The sequence below is a fragment of the Bacillus sp. FSL K6-1033 genome, assembly GCF_038630765.1.
Classification (GTDB): Bacteria; Bacillota; Bacilli; order Bacillales; family Bacillaceae; genus Bacillus; species Bacillus altitudinis.
In genome coordinates this window covers 2,958,864-2,978,203 of the sequence record NZ_CP152041.1, presented here as the reverse complement: position 1 = coordinate 2,978,203, position 19,340 = coordinate 2,958,864, and the positions used below count along the sequence as shown (strand labels likewise).

20 protein-coding genes are annotated in these 19,340 nt (G+C 41.7%); 12 read left to right on the top strand and 8 right to left on the bottom strand.

From position 1 onward, the window contains the following. The first annotated feature begins 57 nt into the window (after window positions 1-57). The 4 genes from MHH31_RS15390 (at window position 58) to MHH31_RS15375 (ending at window position 4,015) form a co-directional block, all read left to right on the top strand. Window positions 58-1,008 (top strand): ABC transporter substrate-binding protein, encoded by a 951-nt coding sequence (locus tag MHH31_RS15390; RefSeq protein ID WP_159145106.1) that lies wholly within the window; start codon window positions 58-60, stop codon window positions 1,006-1,008. Further along, window positions 974-2,032 carry an iron ABC transporter permease gene (locus tag MHH31_RS15385; RefSeq protein WP_342494967.1) on the top strand — a complete coding sequence of 353 codons (1,059 nt, stop codon included), beginning with the start codon at window positions 974-976 and terminating at the stop codon, window positions 2,030-2,032. The genes MHH31_RS15390 and MHH31_RS15385 overlap by 35 nt, the downstream gene beginning before the upstream one ends. Then, on the top strand, window positions 2,029-3,315 hold the full coding sequence (locus tag MHH31_RS15380) for a heme ABC transporter ATP-binding protein (protein WP_342494966.1): 1,287 nt from the start codon (window positions 2,029-2,031) through the stop codon (window positions 3,313-3,315). Before MHH31_RS15385 ends, MHH31_RS15380 begins: the two co-directional genes overlap by 4 nt. A gap of 130 nt (window positions 3,316-3,445) precedes the next feature. Further along, window positions 3,446-4,015, top strand: coding sequence for a cob(I)yrinic acid a,c-diamide adenosyltransferase (locus MHH31_RS15375; RefSeq protein ID WP_342494965.1), 570 nt, complete (start codon window positions 3,446-3,448; stop codon window positions 4,013-4,015). A gap of 90 nt (window positions 4,016-4,105) precedes the next feature. On the opposite strand, the gene MHH31_RS15370 is transcribed toward MHH31_RS15375, so the two are convergent. The 4 genes from MHH31_RS15370 to MHH31_RS15355 form a co-directional block, all read right to left on the bottom strand. After that, on the bottom strand, window positions 4,106-5,155 hold the full coding sequence (locus tag MHH31_RS15370; RefSeq protein ID WP_272511107.1) for an NAD(P)/FAD-dependent oxidoreductase: 1,050 nt from the start codon (window positions 5,153-5,155) through the stop codon (window positions 4,106-4,108). Window positions 5,156-5,248: 93 nt separating this feature from the next. Continuing rightward, the gene (locus MHH31_RS15365) at window positions 5,249-6,235 is read right to left on the bottom strand and encodes an ABC transporter substrate-binding protein (protein WP_342494964.1); all 987 of its coding nucleotides are present in this window, start codon (window positions 6,233-6,235) and stop codon (window positions 5,249-5,251) included. Between the two features lie 41 nt (window positions 6,236-6,276). After that, window positions 6,277-7,581, bottom strand: coding sequence for an NtaA/DmoA family FMN-dependent monooxygenase (locus MHH31_RS15360; RefSeq protein ID WP_249670063.1), 1,305 nt, complete (start codon window positions 7,579-7,581; stop codon window positions 6,277-6,279). Window positions 7,582-7,844: 263 nt separating this feature from the next. Next, window positions 7,845-8,639 (bottom strand): AraC family transcriptional regulator, encoded by a 795-nt coding sequence (locus MHH31_RS15355; RefSeq protein ID WP_213406993.1) that lies wholly within the window; start codon window positions 8,637-8,639, stop codon window positions 7,845-7,847. A 277-nt stretch (window positions 8,640-8,916) separates the two neighbouring features. Between MHH31_RS15355 and MHH31_RS15350 the strand changes: the two genes are divergently transcribed. The 6 genes from MHH31_RS15350 (at window position 8,917) to MHH31_RS15325 (ending at window position 13,462) form a co-directional block, all read left to right on the top strand. Then, window positions 8,917-9,312 carry a membrane protein gene (locus MHH31_RS15350; protein ID WP_008347092.1) on the top strand — a complete coding sequence of 132 codons (396 nt, stop codon included), beginning with the start codon at window positions 8,917-8,919 and terminating at the stop codon, window positions 9,310-9,312. Window positions 9,313-9,327: 15 nt separating this feature from the next. Next, entirely contained in the window at window positions 9,328-9,993 is a 666-nt protein-coding gene (locus MHH31_RS15345; RefSeq protein WP_039168185.1) for a PspA/IM30 family protein, read from the top strand. Window positions 9,994-10,104: 111 nt separating this feature from the next. Beyond that, on the top strand, window positions 10,105-10,974 hold the full coding sequence (locus MHH31_RS15340) for a DUF4097 domain-containing protein (protein WP_342494963.1): 870 nt from the start codon (window positions 10,105-10,107) through the stop codon (window positions 10,972-10,974). A 30-nt stretch (window positions 10,975-11,004) separates the two neighbouring features. Beyond that, the gene (gene liaF, locus MHH31_RS15335; RefSeq protein WP_034646654.1) at window positions 11,005-11,769 is read left to right on the top strand and encodes a cell wall-active antibiotics response protein LiaF; all 765 of its coding nucleotides are present in this window, start codon (window positions 11,005-11,007) and stop codon (window positions 11,767-11,769) included. Next, window positions 11,766-12,830 (top strand): two-component system sensor histidine kinase LiaS, encoded by a 1,065-nt coding sequence (liaS, locus tag MHH31_RS15330; RefSeq protein WP_007500303.1) that lies wholly within the window; start codon window positions 11,766-11,768, stop codon window positions 12,828-12,830. Before liaF ends, liaS begins: the two co-directional genes overlap by 4 nt. After that, window positions 12,827-13,462, top strand: a complete 636-nt coding sequence (locus MHH31_RS15325) for a response regulator transcription factor (protein ID WP_007500305.1) — start codon at window positions 12,827-12,829, stop codon at window positions 13,460-13,462. Before liaS ends, MHH31_RS15325 begins: the two co-directional genes overlap by 4 nt. 42 nt (window positions 13,463-13,504) lie before the next feature. Here MHH31_RS15325 and MHH31_RS15320 read toward each other — a convergent pair whose 3' ends face one another. The 4 genes from MHH31_RS15320 to MHH31_RS15305 are packed head-to-tail and all read right to left on the bottom strand — an operon-like array spanning window position 13,505 to window position 17,534. Continuing rightward, window positions 13,505-13,873, bottom strand: coding sequence for a hypothetical protein (locus tag MHH31_RS15320; protein WP_007500307.1), 369 nt, complete (start codon window positions 13,871-13,873; stop codon window positions 13,505-13,507). 37 nt (window positions 13,874-13,910) lie between these two features. Continuing rightward, window positions 13,911-15,032, bottom strand: a complete 1,122-nt coding sequence (locus MHH31_RS15315; protein ID WP_277687577.1) for a Ger(x)C family spore germination protein — start codon at window positions 15,030-15,032, stop codon at window positions 13,911-13,913. Further along, a complete protein-coding gene (locus tag MHH31_RS15310) occupies window positions 15,029-16,123 on the bottom strand; it encodes an endospore germination permease (RefSeq protein ID WP_342494962.1) in 1,095 nt (364 codons plus the stop codon). The genes MHH31_RS15315 and MHH31_RS15310 overlap by 4 nt, the downstream gene beginning before the upstream one ends. Then, complete coding sequence (locus tag MHH31_RS15305) at window positions 16,110-17,534, bottom strand: spore germination protein (protein WP_272511102.1); 1,425 nt, start codon at window positions 17,532-17,534, stop codon at window positions 16,110-16,112. The genes MHH31_RS15310 and MHH31_RS15305 overlap by 14 nt, the downstream gene beginning before the upstream one ends. A 113-nt stretch (window positions 17,535-17,647) precedes the next feature. Between MHH31_RS15305 and MHH31_RS15300 the strand changes: the two genes are divergently transcribed. Both MHH31_RS15300 and fumC read left to right on the top strand, forming a co-directional pair. Next, window positions 17,648-17,815: a YvzF family protein gene (locus tag MHH31_RS15300; protein ID WP_342494961.1), complete on the top strand. Its 168-nt coding sequence runs from the start codon at window positions 17,648-17,650 to the stop codon at window positions 17,813-17,815. A gap of 87 nt (window positions 17,816-17,902) precedes the next feature. After that, window positions 17,903-19,297: a class II fumarate hydratase gene (gene fumC, locus MHH31_RS15295; RefSeq protein ID WP_050826600.1), complete on the top strand. Its 1,395-nt coding sequence runs from the start codon at window positions 17,903-17,905 to the stop codon at window positions 19,295-19,297. Window positions 19,298-19,340: the final 43 nt, after the last annotated feature.

The window sequence follows — 19,340 nt, the reverse complement described above, 5'->3', positions numbered from 1 at the left end:
GAAAAGAATTGACGAAAGAGATGACGTCAAGCAGTACATAAAGCAGGGGGTTTATTGATGAAGAAGTTAACTGGTATTTGGCTATCATTGTTACTTGTGATCGGTGTTTTAGCAGGGTGTGCAGGTGCGGAAACGGACCAAAAAACAAACAGTTCAAAGCCTAAAGAGACAGCGGCTGCGGCATTTCCTGTATCCATCAAAGATGCAGCTGGTAAAACCGTTGAAATCAAAGAACAGCCTAAACGAATTGTTTCGTTAATTCCAAGTAATACAGAGGTTGCCTATGCCCTTGGTCTTGGAGATAAAATCGTTGGTAGATCAGACTTTGACAACTATCCAAAGGAAGTAGAAAAGGTGGAGAAGATTGGCGGTCTTGATTTCAATGTAGAGAAGGTTATTTCCTTAAAACCTGATCTTGTCTTAGCACATGCATCACAAATGAGTTCAAAAGACGGATTTAAACAGCTTGAAGATGCAGGTATTCAAGTGCTGACTGTTAATGATGCAGCTTCCTTCAAAGATGTGTATAAGTCTATTAATATGATTGGTGAAGCAGCTGGCGTAAAAAAGGCATCAACGAAGCTTGTAGACGAGATGAAATCAAAACTGAATGACATCAAAAAACAAGCAGAATCCATCTCCAAAGACAAACAAAAAACAGTTTTTGTCGAAGTATCAGGTGCGCCTGAAATTTATACAACAGGTAAACAAACGTTTATGGACGAAATGTTGTCTGTCATTCATGCAAAAAATGCTGCTGGCGACCAAACAGGCTGGGTGCAAATGACGGAAGAATCAATTATTAAACGAAATCCTGATGCCATCGTTACGATTGATGGCGCAAGTTTAGCTGATCTGAAAAAAAGAGACGGCTGGAAGGCGATCAAAGCAGTCAAAGAAAAACAAGTCTTTCAATTGAATACGGATCTGGCATCAAGACCGGGACCGCGATTGGTTGAAGGAGTGGAGGCTCTTGCGAAAAGCATCTATCCTGACACGTTCAAATAAAATCATCATCGCATACACAGCAAGTGTCTTACTTCTTGTGGTGAGCATTGGAATGGGAATCTCATTTGGCAGTTTAGGGATTCCCATTCCTTCTATACTTCGGATTTTTGTTCATGAAGTATTTGGAATTCAGGCCGGAACCATTGATGCGATTGACCGCAATATTATGATGAATATCCGGCTGCCGAGAGTGATATTAGCGGCGTTAGTCGGAGCAGCTCTGGCGTTATCTGGTGCAGCCTTTCAAGGTTTATTAAAAAATCCCCTCGCTGACCCTTATACACTTGGGGTATCTCAAGGGGCATCTGTGGGGGCTGTAGCCACATTGTTTTTCAGTTTGCAGTTTCCTTTTCTTGGCAGTTTTACACTGCCTTTTTTGAGTATGACAACAGCGCTTGTCACACTATGTCTCGTCCTCTTTTTTGCCCGTATGGTTCACCGAGGAATGAGCATTTCTTCTTTAATTTTGACGGGGGTCATCTTTAGCTCTTTTTTAGGAGCCCTCATTTCATTAATGATTGCGTTAACAGGTGATGATTTAAAAGAGATTATTCATTGGCTTCTAGGCAGTGTGTCTATGAGAGGCTGGCGATATATTGCTCTTTTCCTTCCTTTTTTCCTCATTGGTACATTTGCATTGATCTTGATGGGAAGAGATTTAAATGTGATGACATATGGCGAAGAAAAGGCAAAACTGTTAGGGGTTCATGTGAAACGGAGCAAATATGTGGTGCTGCTTGCTGGTTCGATTCTGACTGGAAGTGCGGTGGCTGTGTCAGGAACGATCGGATTTGTAGGATTGGTGATTCCACATTTTATCCGTCTTTTATCCATTACGGATCATCGTCATTTGCTGCCTTTGTCGATGCTGAATGGTGCTTCTTTTCTCGTTTTAGCAGATGTGCTCTCCCGTACGATCATTGAACCGACTGAATTGTCTATTGGCATCATTACGGCGTTAATTGGTGCTCCTGTCTTTGGCATCATCCTCATCCGCAGATATAGAGGAGGGACGCATCTATGATTCAAGTGAAGGAAGTTAGAGGAGGATATGGTGTAAAAGAGGTCATTCACGGCGTGAGTTTTGAAGTGGAGCGAGGGGAATTCCTCGGCATCCTTGGTCCGAATGGGAGCGGTAAGACGACGCTGCTTAAAATGATCGCAGGTATTTTAGCACCTGAGAGCGGCCAAGTAACACTAAGTGGCCATCCAGTTCAATCCTACCGGCCAAAAGCACTTGCACAAAAATTGGCGGTTCTTCCACAGAAGACCGATCAGGCCTTTTCATTTACAGTGGAAGAAACGGTTCAGTTTGGGCGTTATCCTTATCAGAAAGGGTGGCTGCAATCTGTTACGAAAGAAGATATCGAGATTGTCAGCAAGGTGATGGACCAAACAGATATTGCTCAATTTAAGAATCAATCCATCCATGAGTTAAGCGGTGGAGAACAGCAGCGGGTTTACTTAGCCCAAGCGCTGGCTCAGTGCCCTGACTATTTATTGCTGGATGAACCAACCAGTTTTCTTGATTTAGCCTATCAAAAAGAGTTACTCGATTTGATTAAACAAGAGACGGTTTCCTCTAACTTAACGGTGATCGGTGTGTTTCATGATGTGAACATTGCCAGTTTGTATTGTGACCGTCTGCTTTTGCTGAATGAAGGAAAGACGGACATGCTGGGAGAACCGCATCATGTGTTAACCACCGAACGGGTGAACCGGGTGTATGAAACAGATGTAACACCTCTCCAACATCCACTGCGGGCAAACCCTCAGCTGGTAATTGAACCTGCGTCCATCTATGAACACTCTAGGCTGAACTTAGCGGATGGGTGGAAAACATATGGCGCAAACGGAATGACATTTTCTACTCATCAGCCATTGCGCATCCTTTCATCACATGAGAAAAGCGGGGGTTTCTTTTGGACACGGTCCCTTGGAACGGGAACTGAAGCACTCCATGACATGCTGGATGATGAGGAAGGGAACTTATTTCTTAGTCAATCTGATGGGCCGAAGCAATACGCCGCTGAAGATGACGAGGAAGATGTCCTTCTTTACGGGATGCATCAAGAAGGAGAGCTGTCCGTTTGGCTTGTGCTGAAAGGAACGATATCAGATGGTGCGTCTGTCCAGCTGATGGGCGAGCTGATGCACTTCATTAAACAAGAGACAAGTATCCAGGTACATCATCTTTGTATCGCTGCTGCCAATGCAGAAGAAAAGGAGCATACTGCTCATTTACATGAAAGAGTCAGACTGAAAGTGAAGCATCTTCTTCATACGTTAAATGTAATGAAAAAGTGAACCGGCTGGTTCACTTTTTTTAGGGATTCAGATTTTATATATAAATCACAGTGGTTTTAGTAAAACAAATACATCCTGTTCACTTCAGGGTATACTAAAAGGAACAAGCAATGGATAAGGGGGAACCTCAATGAAACTTTATACAAAAACCGGAGATCAAGGTCAAACAGGCTTGATAGGCGGACGGGCTGATAAAGATGACGCAAGAGTAGAAGCGTACGGTACATTAGATGAGGCGAATAGTTTGATTGGACTTGCCCAGGCAAACTTAAGGCAGCATGGCGAATTGTTTCAAGATGTTCTGTCAGAGCTGATGGTCATTCAGCATGAACTGTTTGACTGCGGTGGTGATTTGGCAGCGGTGAAACCACCGAAAGAAGGCAAGTTAACAGAAGAATCTGTGACAACCCTTGAAAAGCGAATGGACGTGTATGTAGAAGAAGCCGCACCGCTGACTAAATTTATTTTACCTGGCGGCCAGGAAGGCGCTGCCCTCTTACATGTGGCGCGAACAGTCGTCAGGAGAGCTGAGCGGCATATTGTGACACTCGCAAAGCAGGAGGAGATTCCAGCAGTTACGCTCACATATGTGAACCGTCTATCCGACTATTTATTTGCTGCAGCCCGTATTGTGAATCATCGGCTTGGTGAAGCAGATGTTGAATATGAACGAAGTGCCAACGTGTTTCGTTCTAAATGAGGAAAAGCACTCTTCAAATGGAAGAGTGCTAAACGTCCTCCTTCTGTAAGTAGAGAAGGAATTCTAAGTCACTTTTGTTCAATGAACACTTTATTTCGTATACAAATGCTTCATCAGCTCTTTATTTTTTTGAATAAATATGTCATTGTGCGAAGATACCATCCCATGAGCACCTGCATCGGGCATTACGTATTGTTTGGCTTGGTTTACCGCATTTGCGGCATCCTGAAAAGCCCCAGCAATCAAATGCAATTTTCCTTCATGATGCAAAATATCGCCTGCTGCATAAATGCCCTGAACTGACGTCTCACTCAGTGGAGTTCCTGCAATCCAATAATCCTTCTGTTCTAGCTTAATGGTACTATTCGCAAGTAATTCTTTGTCTCGCTCGTATCCATGATTGATAATGACTTCATCTGTTGCTAGCTCAAATAAGGCCTCGTCTTGATGATCTTTGAGGACAACCGTTTCAATCCGCTCATGATCGTCTGCTGCAATGAGCTTTTCAATCGAGGTATGAAGCAGACATTGGACAGAGCTGTTTTTCAGGCGCGATATTTCAGCTTCATGTCCTTTCAAGGCATCTTTCCGATAGGTCAAATACACTTGTTTGGCAATTGGCTCCAGCTCATTTGCCCAATCAATGGCTGAATTACCACCTCCTGAGATCAACACGGTTTTATCTTTAAAGCGTTCAAGGGATTTGACCGTATAATGCAAATTTTGAACCTCGAATCGTTCTGCACCCTCAATATCTAATTTAATCGGCTTGAGGATACCTCCTCCAACAGCTAAAATGACAGTTTTGGAGTAATGTTTTTGATTGGAGGCGGTGTGGAGAACAAAGTGACCTGTTTCGTCTTGAGAAATAGAGGTAACCTTTTCTCCGAGTACGACCTTTGGTTCAAAGGTCAGCCCTTGAGCAATAATCTGTTCAATGAGCTGTGAGCCTGGAACAGGCGTTAATCCTCCTATATCCCAGATCATCTTTTCTGGATAAACATGAACCTTTCCCCCGAGGACTGGCTGGAATTCAATCAACTTCGTTTTCATTTCACGCAATCCACTATAAAAGGCGGAAAACAATCCAGCAGGTCCACCGCCAATAATTGTTACATCATATACTTCCATGTCTTTCATCGTACACGTCGCCTCGCTTCTTTTGCTTTAAAAATGACGATGGGGCATCGTTTTGGAACAGCCACATGATTTCATAGCTGACTATACGCAGTCTCATTTATTTTCTAATTGCTGCTGCAAGACTTCTAAAAAATGGATGCGGCTATAAGCAGGTCCTCCTTCAAGAAGTGGATTCACTACATTGGTATAAACCTGATCCTTTTTAAAGGCGGTCATGTTTTGAATAACAGGATTCTTTTTCATGTCATCAAATGCATGTTGTGCTTCTTGATTTTCATCCGTAGAAAATTGTACAAATAGATAATCCGGATTCATTTCCCCTAGTTGCTCGACAGAGATTGCTTCTTGCGTCTTTGCCAACCTAATCGGTTGAGGAACGGCAAGACCCAATTCGTTATACAAGACAGGATTGAAATACACATCTTCTGGATATACGAAGGCTTGTGCTCCCCGAATTCGAATGATGGCTACTTTTTTATTCTTGAGCTTCTCCTTTAACGAGGCTTTTGCGTCTTTGACATCTGTTTTGTATTGAGTGAGGATTTTGTCTGCTTTCGTCTGTTTCCCTGTTAAATCGGCCATTAGCTCTAAATTAGCCTCCCAATTTGTCGCGATATGGGATATTGGAATGGTCGGAGCAATTTTCTCTAACTTGTTTAGTACGACTTGTTGAAATTTAGAGGAACCTAAAATAACGTCAGGTTTCAATTTTAATATTTTCTCAAAATTCGGCTGCTGTTTTTCACCAATTGATTCGGAATCGCCTGTGATCGAAGCAAATATTTTTGGAAACTTTCCTCCTACTGATATTGCCCCTGTTGGATGAACATCAAGTACAAGTGCATCTTCCATCGCTTCCATCGCCCCAGTAATGACGATTTTTTCGGTTTTTTTCGGGATGGTATACGTTTTCCCAAGATACTCTATTGTTTTCGTAGCAGCATCTCCTGAATCTTCAATTCCGATATTTTTGCTTCCGGAGGCCGTAGTTGATTGCTTAGGTTTGTCTCCGCCACCGCAAGCCGCCATGATCAGCATCAATAAGGAAATGAAGCCGATGATCATTAATTTTTTATTCATCTTTTCAAAACTCCTCTCAAACTGTCTATTGTGGTCGTGCTTTATTTCATCCCCATATGTTCACGCAAGGTGGATCCTGTATATTCACTCCTAAACAAGCCATGTTGGACAAGTAAAGGGACCAATTCGTTAAAAAATAGTTCTAGTGATTGTACTGAGCCCGGAAGTGCAATGAATCCGTCTAAAGCACCTGTTTCAAACCATCTGGTTATTTCTCTCTGTGCATCCTCAGTTGTTCCCACGATTACCCAGTGTGCCGATCCAATGACCTCAGGCCTAGAGAGTAGTTCTCTTACGGTAGGCTGCGTTTGTACAATCAACCTGCGCAGCAAATCAGCATGGGTCTGACTGCGTACCTGCTCATCCAATCCTTGCAGCATATCGGCAGGAACGGGTTGATCTAAAGGGAGATGGCGAATATCGAGACCTAGAATCGATTGAATTGCTGCATAACCTTGTGCAGTGCTTAGATGGGAATGTGCCTCTCTATACATTTCATGCGCCTCGTCACGTGTTTTTCCTAAAAAAAAGTACAAGCCAGGCAGCACACGGATGTCATCCGGCTGGCGGCCATGCTTGCATGCTCTTCTCCTCATGTCTTTCCGTAATTGAATAGCTGAGGCCATATCAGGGGTGGATGCAAACATCGCATCTGCAGTTGAAGCGGCAAAATCACGCCCCTTTTCCGAAGCACCTGCCTGAAACAAAGGAATGGTTCCTGACGGATGGGCCGGCACATTGAGCGGACCCTTAACATGAAAGAAATGCCCCTCATGTTGAATAGAAGAAATTCTCTTCTTGTCAGCAAATTGTCCTGTCGTCCGATTGATGAGTAGCGCCTCGTTTGGATAGCTCTCCCAAAGCTTGCGTACAACATCCGTAAATTCCATCGCCTTCTTATATCGTTCTTCTGATGATGGCATGGGTGAATGGCTAAAATGATCGGCTCCGTCGATCGAAGTGACAATATTCCAGCCGGCACGTCCATTGCTGATCGAGTGCAAGGATTGAATCTGTCTTGCCACTACATATGGAGGATTGAACGTAGTCGAAGCGGTTGAAACAAGTCCAATTTGATTCGTCTCATGTGCAATCGAAGCAAGTAGAACCGTTGGATCAAGACCTCCAAAGCCAGGGGAGTGATCCAAAGACTCTATGTGGAGGACCAGCGCATCCGGCTTAAAAAGAAAGTCAAGCTTGGCCATCTCTGCTCTCTTTGCAAGCTCGACGTAGAAGTTGGTTGAGAATAAGTGTTCTACCATGCTGTTTGGATGCTGCCAGCCTTTTCCCTTCAGCCAGGTCGCTGACAAGGACAATCCGATACAAAGCTGCCTTTTTTTGTTCACATCATCTGCCTCCCTGTCGTTGCTGAATATCACTCAGCAATAATTGATATTGATAATCATTATCATCGAATAGTATAGCAAGGACCTCGTGAATTGCGAATGCACAAATAACGAATATCACATGCATTATTATCTAATCAGGGCTGACAGAAGAGAGATGATCTATTTCTGAGGCAGTTAGGCTGGTTGTTTCATAGAGAGCTGTAGAAACCCTCTAAGGAATGAGGCTGACATCCATCGTTTTGAGAAGAAATACGACAGATTTATTTAACGGTATATGCGCTAGGTGGCACTCCGAATTTCTTTTTAAATACTCTGCTAAAATAGAGCGGATTAGGGTAACCGACAGTCATAGCAACATCACTTATCGGAATATTGCCTGTCTTAAGTATTTCACGCGCTCTTTCCATACGATACTGGATCACATAGTCAATTGGGTGAAGTCCGGTATATTTGTGAAAAAAATATGAGAAGCTTTTGGGATTCATATCGCACAATTCAGCGAGATCCTGAAGTGTTAATGGATTCATATATTGTCCTCTAATATAAGCGACAGCTTCCTCGATGACCCTTTCATTAGGAGAGCTATCTTTCTGCTTACAGCCCATTAGAATTTGATATAGGAGACGCAAAAATAATTCTTTGACTCGAAGTTTTCCCATCCCACCAGGTGTATGGATATTTTGATGGAGCATGGTGAGTATTTCTATGATTCTCGGATTTGCTCCCGTTTCCAGCTTGAAAGTATTGTCAAAGTCAGATTCTTTATCACAATTCAAATGATAAAAAAGTGAATGGTATTCGTATTCTGATTGACTGATTACCTGCAAGGCAAGCTGGCATCCCGGTGTTACATGCATGACAGATCCTGGCTGCAAATTGTAGCTTTTTCCATTGATATTCAGTCTAGCTTCTCCGCGAATGCTGAAAAGAAAGCCAGCACTTTCTGTCTTAAATTCACTTAATGTACTATGGGGCTGGATGACTAAACGATAGATTTCTTGTATGTGAAAAGAATGACTAGCAAATAGATCAGCTAGTTGATCTCTATTGATCAATGTACGACACCTGCCTATTTATTTAATCTATATACTACTTATTTTGTGATTTTACCATACGTTTAGCACCCACAAGAGCTAGAAATGGTAAATAAGTGAGCGGCTTTGTCTTCATATTGATGTTCTTCTTTTCGAAGAGTGTTTTTTGTTTGATTCAATTGTTTAGTCTGAGCCATGTTACGACTCTGGTCGCAACCAAAGATCAATCTACGACACGTTTTGCCGGCTTCCTTTTTTGACTATAGTTAAAGCAAGGAGCAAGAAAGGAGGCATGAAGATGAAAATAACAAGTAAAACCATCATCGGTTCAATCCTGATGTTTATCGGTTTATCCATCTTCTTTGGTGGTTCATTGGGCGGGCTGATCCCGACTTTGATTGGGGCGTGGCTCATTTATGTAGGTGTCAAAAAATATGATAAAGGCAGTAAGACAACAGGGGTCATTCTCTCTATTATCGGTGTATTGCTCGTCGTGCAGTCGCTGCCATTTTTACTCGGAATCGCATTTGCTGGAGTACTTCTCTACTTTGGCTGGAAGATGATCAATGGTGAATCTGCAAAGGAATCATCAGGCAGATCATCCTATATGGAGCCAAACACGGCACCGAACATGGAAGAACCGATGCACACGTCATTTGATCAAGAATGGGAAGACTTTTTAAAGAAAAAATAAAGGGAGGAATATGAAATGGTATTAAGAAGAGTACGTGATATGTTTGTTGCAACAGTCAATGAAGGTTTAGATAAATTGGAGAATCCGCGTGTCATGCTGAATCAATATGTTCGTGATATGGAGGACGATATTGCCAAAGCGAAGCATGCGATTATCAAACAGCAAACCATTCAGCAAGGTTTCTTGAGAAAAGCAGAAGAAACAGAAGAATTTGCTGATAAGCGAAAGAAACAGGCGGAGCTGGCGTTTCATGCAGGAGAAGAAGAACTTGCACGGAAAGCACTGACTGAAATGAAGTATTTTGAAGAAAAGCACAACGAATATCAAGAAGCCTACCAGCAATCTGTTAAACAGTTGAAAGAGCTGAAAGAACAGTTGCAGCATCTAGAAACAAAGCTGCGTGATGTTAAAGACAAGAAGCAAGCGCTGATTGCAAGAGCCAATGCCGCACAGGCAAAGCAGCATATGAATGAATCTATGAATAAGGTTGATAGTGAAAGTGCTTATAAAGAATTTCTACGCATGGAGAACCGTATAGAGGAAATGGAGACAAAAGCGGGTAGCTATGCACAATTTGCCGATCAGGGTGCTTATGCTCATCTTGATTACGCTGATGAGGTTGAAAAGGAATGGCAAAAGCTTAAGCGATCAAAGCAGCTTGAGAAACAGCCGGCAAACTAATGGAAATGTGTCAAAACGGAAGAAAAACAGGATTTTTCTTCCGTTATTTGATTTCTTTCTGTTTCGCTTTTCCTTATAATAAAAAGGTCAAAGGATAAAGGGATGATATAAATGAAACGGTTCATTGGTCTAATTTGTATACTTGTTGGTGTTTTTTTGATGATTGGGATGCTTTTCAAAAATGGAGATCTCTTTCATTTGAGCTTTTCTCGTGATAAAGCGGTCACAACAGCTTCAGCGAAAAAGGATGAGGTTGAACAATTAGATATCTCTCTTTCTGGATTTCGCATCAAGGTGAAGCCGGAAGATCGTTCGGATATTTCTGTGATGGTTGTGAATGGAAAAGGGAAAATGTATGCGGAACAAACAGGCGGAACATTCAAAGTCCGTGCTGAAAATAAAGGATTTTTGTTTTTCTCTGCATTTGAAAAAGGAGAACTCTTAGTCAAAATTCCAACAGATTATCATAAAGATGTGAAAATAACAGGTGGAATCGGCGTGAGCGAAGTAAATGGCGAAGGAAAGCTGTCTCTTCAAGATGTGACGCTCAAATCAACGAGCGGAAACCTCACAGCTGAGAACTTCTCAGCAAATCGTGTGGAAATCAAAGCGACTTCTGGCAGACTTTCAGTGTCTCATATTGATGCGAAGGAAAGTGATATTGGTGCCACTTCTGGTCGTGCTGATATTCAAGATGTAAAAGGAAAGCTGCAATTAGGCATGACAAGCGGCAGGCTGACAGCAAGCTTTGATACAATTGATTCACCAGTCGACTTTCACATGACATCAGGCAGTGCGAAATTGAACTTGCCAGATAAGGGAGATTTCAAAGTTCAAGTGAAAAAAACGAGTGGAAGTATTGATCATTCGTATGATTTTGACCAAGCGGATAGTGAAGGCCGAGGTTTTACAGGCACGCATGGGAAAGGGACACACTTAGTCGATATTGAGATGACAAGCGGAAACTTAAAATTGCGGTAAACAAACGTAAAAAGGAAGGAGGCGAGTCAACTGCGTTTTTCTAGAAATCAAATTTTAGGCATCATTGTGGTGATTTTTGGTATTAATCTTTTTCTCAAAATTATTGGGATTGGGGCAGACCTATTTTGGCCAGTGTTTTTTGCTCTATTTGGTTATTGGCTGCACTCTCGATCTAAACGTTGGCTCGGTTCGGTTTCCTATATTTTTGCAGGCTTTCTCTTCTTGAAGTTTCTACTAAATATCACGTTTAGTTTGACTGGGTATTTATTTGCTGCCTTTTTGATCTATGCGGGCTATCGTTTATTGAAAAACAAACCTGTTTTTGATGTCGATAAAAAGGAATCATCAGACGATGGGAAGCCTTCACTGAAAGTCAATCTTGAAAAAGAGGGCGATCAGAAGAAAACAAAAAGCCAGGCAAAGCCGCGCAAAGAACATGATTTCTTTATCGGTGAAGTCAGGCTGATGAAAAAACCATTTCAATTAAGCGATTTGACCATTTCAGGTTTTATTGGCGATGTCAAAATCGATTTATCAAAGGCGATTATTGCTGAGGAAGAGAGTACGATCGTCATTAGTGGACTCATTGGAGATGTCGATATTTATGTACCTCAGGATATTGAAGTATGTGTGAGTGCTTCTGCTGCGATTGGTGATATGAAAATCATTGATGAAAAAAGAAGCGGGTTCGGCAGTAAAGTGTATGTCATGACAAATGATTATGACGAAAGCAAGCGAAAAGTGAAAATCTCCATTTCTCTATTGATTGGGGATGTGGATGTGAGGTACTTATGAGAAAACTGCATTTAGGCATCCAGTGGCAATCTGTTCGTCTGGCAGTCGGTATCTCGCTTGGTGTTGTCATCATGACGACACTCCCGATGTTTTTTTATTACCAGCTTGATCCCATGATTTTGCTGTCTACGCGTTGGTTCGGCATCCCGTTTTTTTGTATTTTACTCATTATTAGTCTCGCCATTGGTGTATCAGCTGGGCATGTGTTTGGCTATCAGCATAAGAAGCGGCTGGATCAGCTTGTAGAGTCGATTTTGAAGTTTGAAAATGGGAATTTTGCCTATAGACTGCCTTCTCTAGGTGATGATGAAATTGGTTTGGCGGCAGATCAATTAAATGAAATGGCGAAACGAGTGGAAGGGCAAGTAGCCTCCTTACAAAAGCTCTCAAATGAGCGAGCTGAATGGCAGGTTCAAATGAAAAAATCGGTTGTCTCTGAAGAGCGTCAGCGTCTAGCGCGTGAGCTGCATGATGCAGTCAGCCAGCAGCTATTCGCCATTTCGATGATGACGTCTGCGATTCTTGAAGGGATGAAGGAAAAGGATGAAAAGATTTTAAAGCAAATGCGACTTGTGGAACGAATGGCTGGCGATGCACAAAATGAGATGCGTGCACTTCTTCTGCATTTAAGACCGATCACCCTTGAAGGAAAAGACTTGAAAAAAGGCTTGATTGAGCTGCTCAATGAATTTCAGGCAAAGCAGCCAATTGATATTGATTGGGAAATAGAAGATGATGCTCCGCTGTCTAAAGGGGTGGAGGACCATCTGTTCCGAATTGTGCAAGAAGCCCTTTCCAATGTGTTTAGGCATGCAAAGGCGACAAAGGTGACAGTGCGTCTGCTCATTCGAAATCGTCAAGTTCAGCTGAAAATTATCGACAACGGGATCGGTTTTCAAACAGATCATGTGAAGACTGCTTCCTACGGACTTGAATCGATACGAGAAAGAACAAGTGAAGTAGGCGGTGTCGCAGAGATTATGTCATTTGAGGGAAAAGGCACACAAATTGATGTGAAAGTTCCCATTTTTGATGAAGGAAAAGGAGAGAACGTTCGATGATTCGAGTGCTTTTAATTGACGATCACGAAATGGTGAGAATGGGTCTTGCTGCTTTTTTAGAGGCACAGGCGGATATTGAAGTCATCGGTGAAGCGTCAGATGGACAAAAAGGTGTAGAACTAGCGGTTGAATTAAAGCCAGACGTGATTTTAATGGACCTTGTCATGGAAGGCATGGATGGCATCGAAGCAACGAAAAGAATTTGTCAGGAAATAGAGGATGCCCGGATTATTGTACTGACGAGCTTTATTGATGATGATAAAGTGTATCCAGTTATTGAGGCTGGCGCTTTAAGCTATCTTTTAAAAACATCGAAAGCAGGAGAAATTGCTGATGCCATCAGGTCTGCGAGTATCGGCGAACCAAGGCTTGAATCAAAAGTAGCTGGAAAGGTCATGAACAAACTCCGCCATTCATCAAATGGGTCCATTCTGCACGATTCGTTAACCGCAAGAGAAATGGAAATATTAAAGCTGATTGCAGATGGGAAATCGAATAAGGTCATTGCTGAGGAATTGTTTATTACCATCAAAACAGTCAAGACGCATATTACCAACATTCTTTCCAAGCTTGATGTAGAAGACCGCACACAAGCGGCCGTGTATGCACATCGCCATAAGCTGATTCAATAAAAAAACAGCTTTCAAATGAAAGCTGCTGGAACATGCGCAAAATTAGTCCTTCTGTCCTGTGATTGGACGTTCGGATAGTTGATGGAGCTCAGGAACTGGAAAAGCCTCCTGCTCCTCGGCCGATTTGTCTTCCAGGGTTTTCTTCATCTCGGAAAGCAGCTTGACGCTTTCCTTTGCCACTGCCGCTTTTTTCTCTTGCAAATCAATGATCTGTGAAAGTCCAACAAATAAACCGCCTCCAATCAGAAGGAGCGCAGGGGTTTGTCCATAATAAATCACGATCAAAAATGTGCTTGAAAAGCTGTCGGCTTCAATGAAGAAATCTTCTTTTGATTGCATGAATACCACGACTAACAGAAGTATTCCTAGAATCAAAAATAGAATGCCGGCCGAAAGTAAAGCTCGTTTCATGATTGACACCCTTTTTTTCTTACCATTTTAACATACTCTATAAGGATTGTGTTGCGCCCTTAGTCCCGAAGTCACGGATTTTCACATTTACCTTGTAACGAATATCCGATTCACTAAAAATGTCATCCCAATGTTTTGCTTCTTTTCGGAATTCCTTCGGATAGGCAATACTCGCTTTTTGATAAAATCCACAAAAATCTGCTTTGATCTCATGCTGTAATTCCCCGATAAAATCTTTCACATTTTCCTCCAGTCGATGTGCCACGACTTTTTCAATTTCTTGGAGGTATTTTTCGTTAAATGAATTTTCCCGTTCATTCCAATCCTCAGACAATCTTCCATCAAGCTCCACTGATACATCAAATTGATATCTTCCGCTGGCTGTTTTATTTGTTTCAATGTTGTGTTTCAGTTTAAATATCTCAAAAGAATAGATGCTGTGATTATATTTAAATTCAACGACTCCGCCTTTTCCGTCCCCAGTCAATAGGTTGTATGACTGCAAGGCTAACGGAGAGATGTTGGTGAGAAATCGTTTGTTTTTAATAATAGAGGCACCGTCGAGTATTAATTTCCCTTGATCTACACTGACTTTCGGAACAGCAAAAGATACATTGTTTTGCATAGCAGAAGAAATATCTCCTAATGAAACGGGCTTTAACATACGTATGGTCGATTTTGTATTCCCAGAAATATCATATAGTGTAGAAGAAGCTGGCTGTCCATCGTCATTGATTTTCAGCAAGTCCCCTGGCTTCTCAGAGGTCATAAAGACGAGGCTTCCTCTCCGCGTTTCATTGTCTCGAATAAATTGATTAATGACCAAGTCGAAATTATTCTCACTGATGAGCTCCTCAGAAAATAAATACACCCTCAACTGCTGGGCGAAAATACGGTGACTTTTCAGTGTCGTTGTTCGGAAAATTTGATGCACGGAATCTCCACTAGTTTCAATAATCTTTGTTGGGTCTTTCACGCTGGATTCCTGTTCAATTTTTTGTGGAACAAGGACTTGCATAGATATTTTAAGCTTATGACCGTCATCGCCTTTATCTAAGCCGTAACCAATCGCCATGTTGAGCTCCTCAATATTGGTACTATCCCAGCATCCACTTAATAGAACAAGGGTCAGGATTGCAAAGGTTGCGTTCTTTTTCATACAGTTTTCCGCCTCCTTTTCAAAAACACGATGATAAATAAGAGAAACGGGAGAATACCGAATAAAAGGAAAAATAAATGGTTCACATAGGTTAAATAATCACGCACTGTATCAACATCCTTTGGGAAACTGGCGGCAAAGTAGATGACAATTCCCATCAACGCGAGCACGACCTTTTTAGGGAATTTAGTCAGTTTGGATACGCCCATTGCAGCAAAAAATGTATATCCTACAAAGCTCGTATAAAGCTGGACAAGCCAAACGATGAGCAAAAAGGATTCAATCCGTTCAATAAAAATCCCTTGTATATCAAACGATTGAAATAAGGCAATCGTCGGCCAAGTCAAAGTCGCTGTTTCTTTCACCGTGAACGCACCAACCACAAAAATATAGGTGAAAATATAGATGATCGCAGGAACCAAAAAGCCGATTGAGCCATAAGCAAAAGTGTGTTTTTGCGTTTTCATGTAGGTAGGCATAAACAGCATCATTTCAATACCTACAAATGAAATGGCTGATGCGTTCAAGGATTTGAAGACAGGAGAGAATCCCTCTCCTAATACAGGCCTTAGGTTATCTAATTTAAATTCTTGCACACTGAGTCCGTATGCAATAAATAAGATAATTAAGGTGACAATGAGGAAAAATGGGCACAGTCTGGCAAAATCACCAATTCCGCCAACTACGAGATAAAAACCAACCAAAATAAAGCTGATCATTGTCACCGCTACAGGTGTGTTTTGAAGTAGAAAGAATTTCACCATCTCAGACATAGCCCGTACTTCATAGCTGGCAACGCCGAGAAAGTAAATAATAATCAACAGATTGGCAAGTGAGCCAATCCATTTCCCAAGCCCTTCTTTTGTATAGTCATAGTAGGAAGAAAAGGAGACCTTTTTCATCATGAGCACATTGACAAAAATGAACACAATGTATATCACACTCATGAGTAAGAGTGCAATCCAGCCGTCAGGTGTTTGCGCAGCTTGAGCCATTGATCTTGGCAGAATCATCATACTTGCACCTAGCGTGGTATTGGCGATAATGGCACTTGCCTGATAGCTTGTGATCGACTCTTTATGATTGACCATATCGTTCTCCTTTCTTTTGATTCTTCAAAGGCAATCTGATGATGGAATTGTCCTCATTTTTATAACTAAACACAAAATCTGGTGAAAAATATGGGGTGCCAAAGCTTTTTTGTCTTGTCAAATGAGTGAGTAAGACGAGCATAAACAGGACAAGTCCATATAAACCGAATGCAGCTGCAGCAAACATGGACACAAAGCGAAGGACACGAAATGATATCCCCATTCCATATTGAGGAAAGGTAAAGGATGCAAGTGCAATGACGCTGACAATAATGACCATAATGGAGCTGACGATATGTGCTTGTACGGCTGCTTGCCCAATGACAACTCCGCCCACAAGTCCGATTGTTTGTCCAAGTGGATTAGGCAGTCTTAACCCAGCTTCACGCAGCAGCTCAATGGTCATTTCCATGATGAGTGCTTCTACAATAGGCGAAAAGGGGACATTCTCTCTTGTGCTTGAGATGGAAATGGCTAAAGTTGTGGGCAAAAGACCTTGATGGAAGGACACAAGGGCAATATAGATGGCCGATAAAAACAATGTGAGAAAGATGGACGTAAAACGCAGCAAACGAATCAGAGAGGCGGCGATCCATCTTTCATAATAATCATCAGGTGACTGCATAATCGTTGCGAGGGAAGCAGGCACAATTAAGATAAAAGGCGAATGATCGACAAAGATGGCAACGCGCCCATTGTTTAAAGCAGATGCCACTTTATCAGGCCGTTCTGTGTTTTGAATTTGCGGAAAAGGAGAATACACATTGTCTTCAATGAGCTCCTCAAGAATGCCAGAGTCTTGAATATCATCAATCGTGACTTGTTTGAGCCGCTTTTTTACCTCTTTTAAAACAGAGGGCTCAACGATACCATCAATGTACATGATCGATACTTGGGTGTATTTCTTTTCGCCGATTTTCATGTCTACTGTTTTGAGATCAGGGTTTTTCAAACGCTGTCTGACGAGAGCTAAGTTCGTGTTGATATCTTCAATGAAACCAATTTTTGGTCCTCTTACGACGGTTTCAGACGTAGCATCTCCTAAATTGCGTTTCTTCGTTCCGTGTGTTTCTAAAATATAAGCATGTTGAAATCCGTTAATCAGTACGACACAATGTCCTTGGAAAATAGCATCTACTAGTTCTTCAGAAGTTTTTACCGTACGGGTAGTCATCATCGATAAATTGGATTCTAGCTTCTCTTTTGTTAGAGAGGCATGATCTTGCAATAGCAGCTTTAAGAAGGATTGAATCTGCATCGCTTCGTTCATTTCTTTAATGTATAAATAGTAGACAACCTGTCCATGAGGCAATGTTTTTTTCTCATGGATCAAATCATCCATGTCCTTTAACTGAGGGAGAATGACAGAGAGATTATCGTATAAGTGCTCTTTCAATGGAGTTTGATTCAAAAGGATCACCCGCCTCAATTTCTTTTTCTTAGCATTACCTGCTTGAAAAAACAATATTCTGTGTTACATTATTTTGTGGTATATGAAAGAATCACGGTGTTGGAGGAAAGAAGATGGCGCAAATTCGTTTAGCAGGAACAAAAGAGGAGATCGACCGTATTCTACAGTCGTTTGACAAGCATTATGAGGTGATCTATACGTCAAAAGATTACGGAAAAACCAATCCGAAATACAAATATTCCAAAGATGTTCGTGTTTATATTGAACTAAAATTAAAATAAAGATAAAATTTTAATTGAAAACGCTTAAAGGATTTTCGTTTTTTGTATAGAATAGAGTTGAGTGATGAAGCTATGGAGGGATACATAATGACAGAATTTAGAATCGAAAAAGATACAATGGGCGAAATCAAGGTGCCAAAGGACAAGTTCTGGGGTGCACAAACACAACGAAGCAAAGAAAATTTCAAAATCGGTTCTGAGAAAATGCCAAAGGAAGTTGTGAATGCGTTTGCAATTTTGAAACGTAGCACAGCGATTGCCAACGAACGTCTTGGCAACTTAGAAAGTGAAAAAGCAGAAGCGATTGCTGCTGTATGTGATGACATCATCAGTGGAAAATATGACGAGCATTTCCCGCTTGTTGTATGGCAAACAGGAAGTGGAACACAAAGTAACATGAACATGAACGAAGTCGTTGCAAATAGAGCAACTGCTTACTTGAAAGATAAAAATAGTGAATTCAGCATTCACCCGAATGACGATGTCAACCGCAGCCAAAGTTCAAATGATACATTCCCAACGGCTATGCACGTGGCAGCTGTTTTAGCTGTGTACAAAAAGCTATTGCCTGCGATTGACCAGTTAAGAGCGACGCTTGATGAGAAAGCAAAAGCATACCAAGAAATCGTGAAAATTGGCCGTACGCATTTGCAAGATGCAACACCTCTTACAGTTGGCCAAGAGATTAGCGGCTGGGTGTACATGCTTGACCGTTCAAAAGAAATGATTTTAGAATCTACTGAAAAAATGAGAGAACTTGCGATTGGCGGAACAGCTGTTGGGACAGGAATTAACGCACATCCTGAGTTTGGCAAATACGTGGCAGAAGAAATCAGCCAGTTAACAGGTCAAACGTTCAATTCTTCACCAAACAAATTCCATGCGCTCACAAGCCATGATGAAATCACATATGCACACGGTGCGCTTAAAGCTCTTGCAGCTGACTTAATGAAAATTGCCAATGATGTGAGATGGCTTGCAAGTGGTCCTCGCTGCGGAATTGGTGAATTGATCATTCCTGAAAATGAGCCAGGCAGCTCCATTATGCCAGGAAAAGTCAACCCAACTCAAAGTGAAGCTTTAACAATGGTTGCCGCACAAATCATGGGGAATGATGCAACGATCGGTTTTGCCGCAAGCCAAGGAAACTTCGAGCTGAACGTATTTAAGCCGGTCATCATCTATAACTTCTTGCAGTCAGTTGAATTGCTTGCTGACGGCATGAACTCATTCCATGACAAGTGTGCCGTTGGAATTGAACCAAACCTAGAAACAATCGAGAAAAACCTGAATAATTCATTGATGCTTGTGACGGCACTGAACCCGCACATCGGATATGAAAATGCAGCGAAAATTGCGAAGCTTGCGCACAAAGAAGGTTTAACGTTAAAAGAAGCTGCACTTCAATTAGAGCTATTAACAGAAGAGCAGTTTGAAGAGTTTGTGAAACCAGAAGAAATGGTGACACCGAAAGCAAAATAAAAACCAGAGGCCTCTGTGCCTCTGGTTTTTTTAATGGAAACTC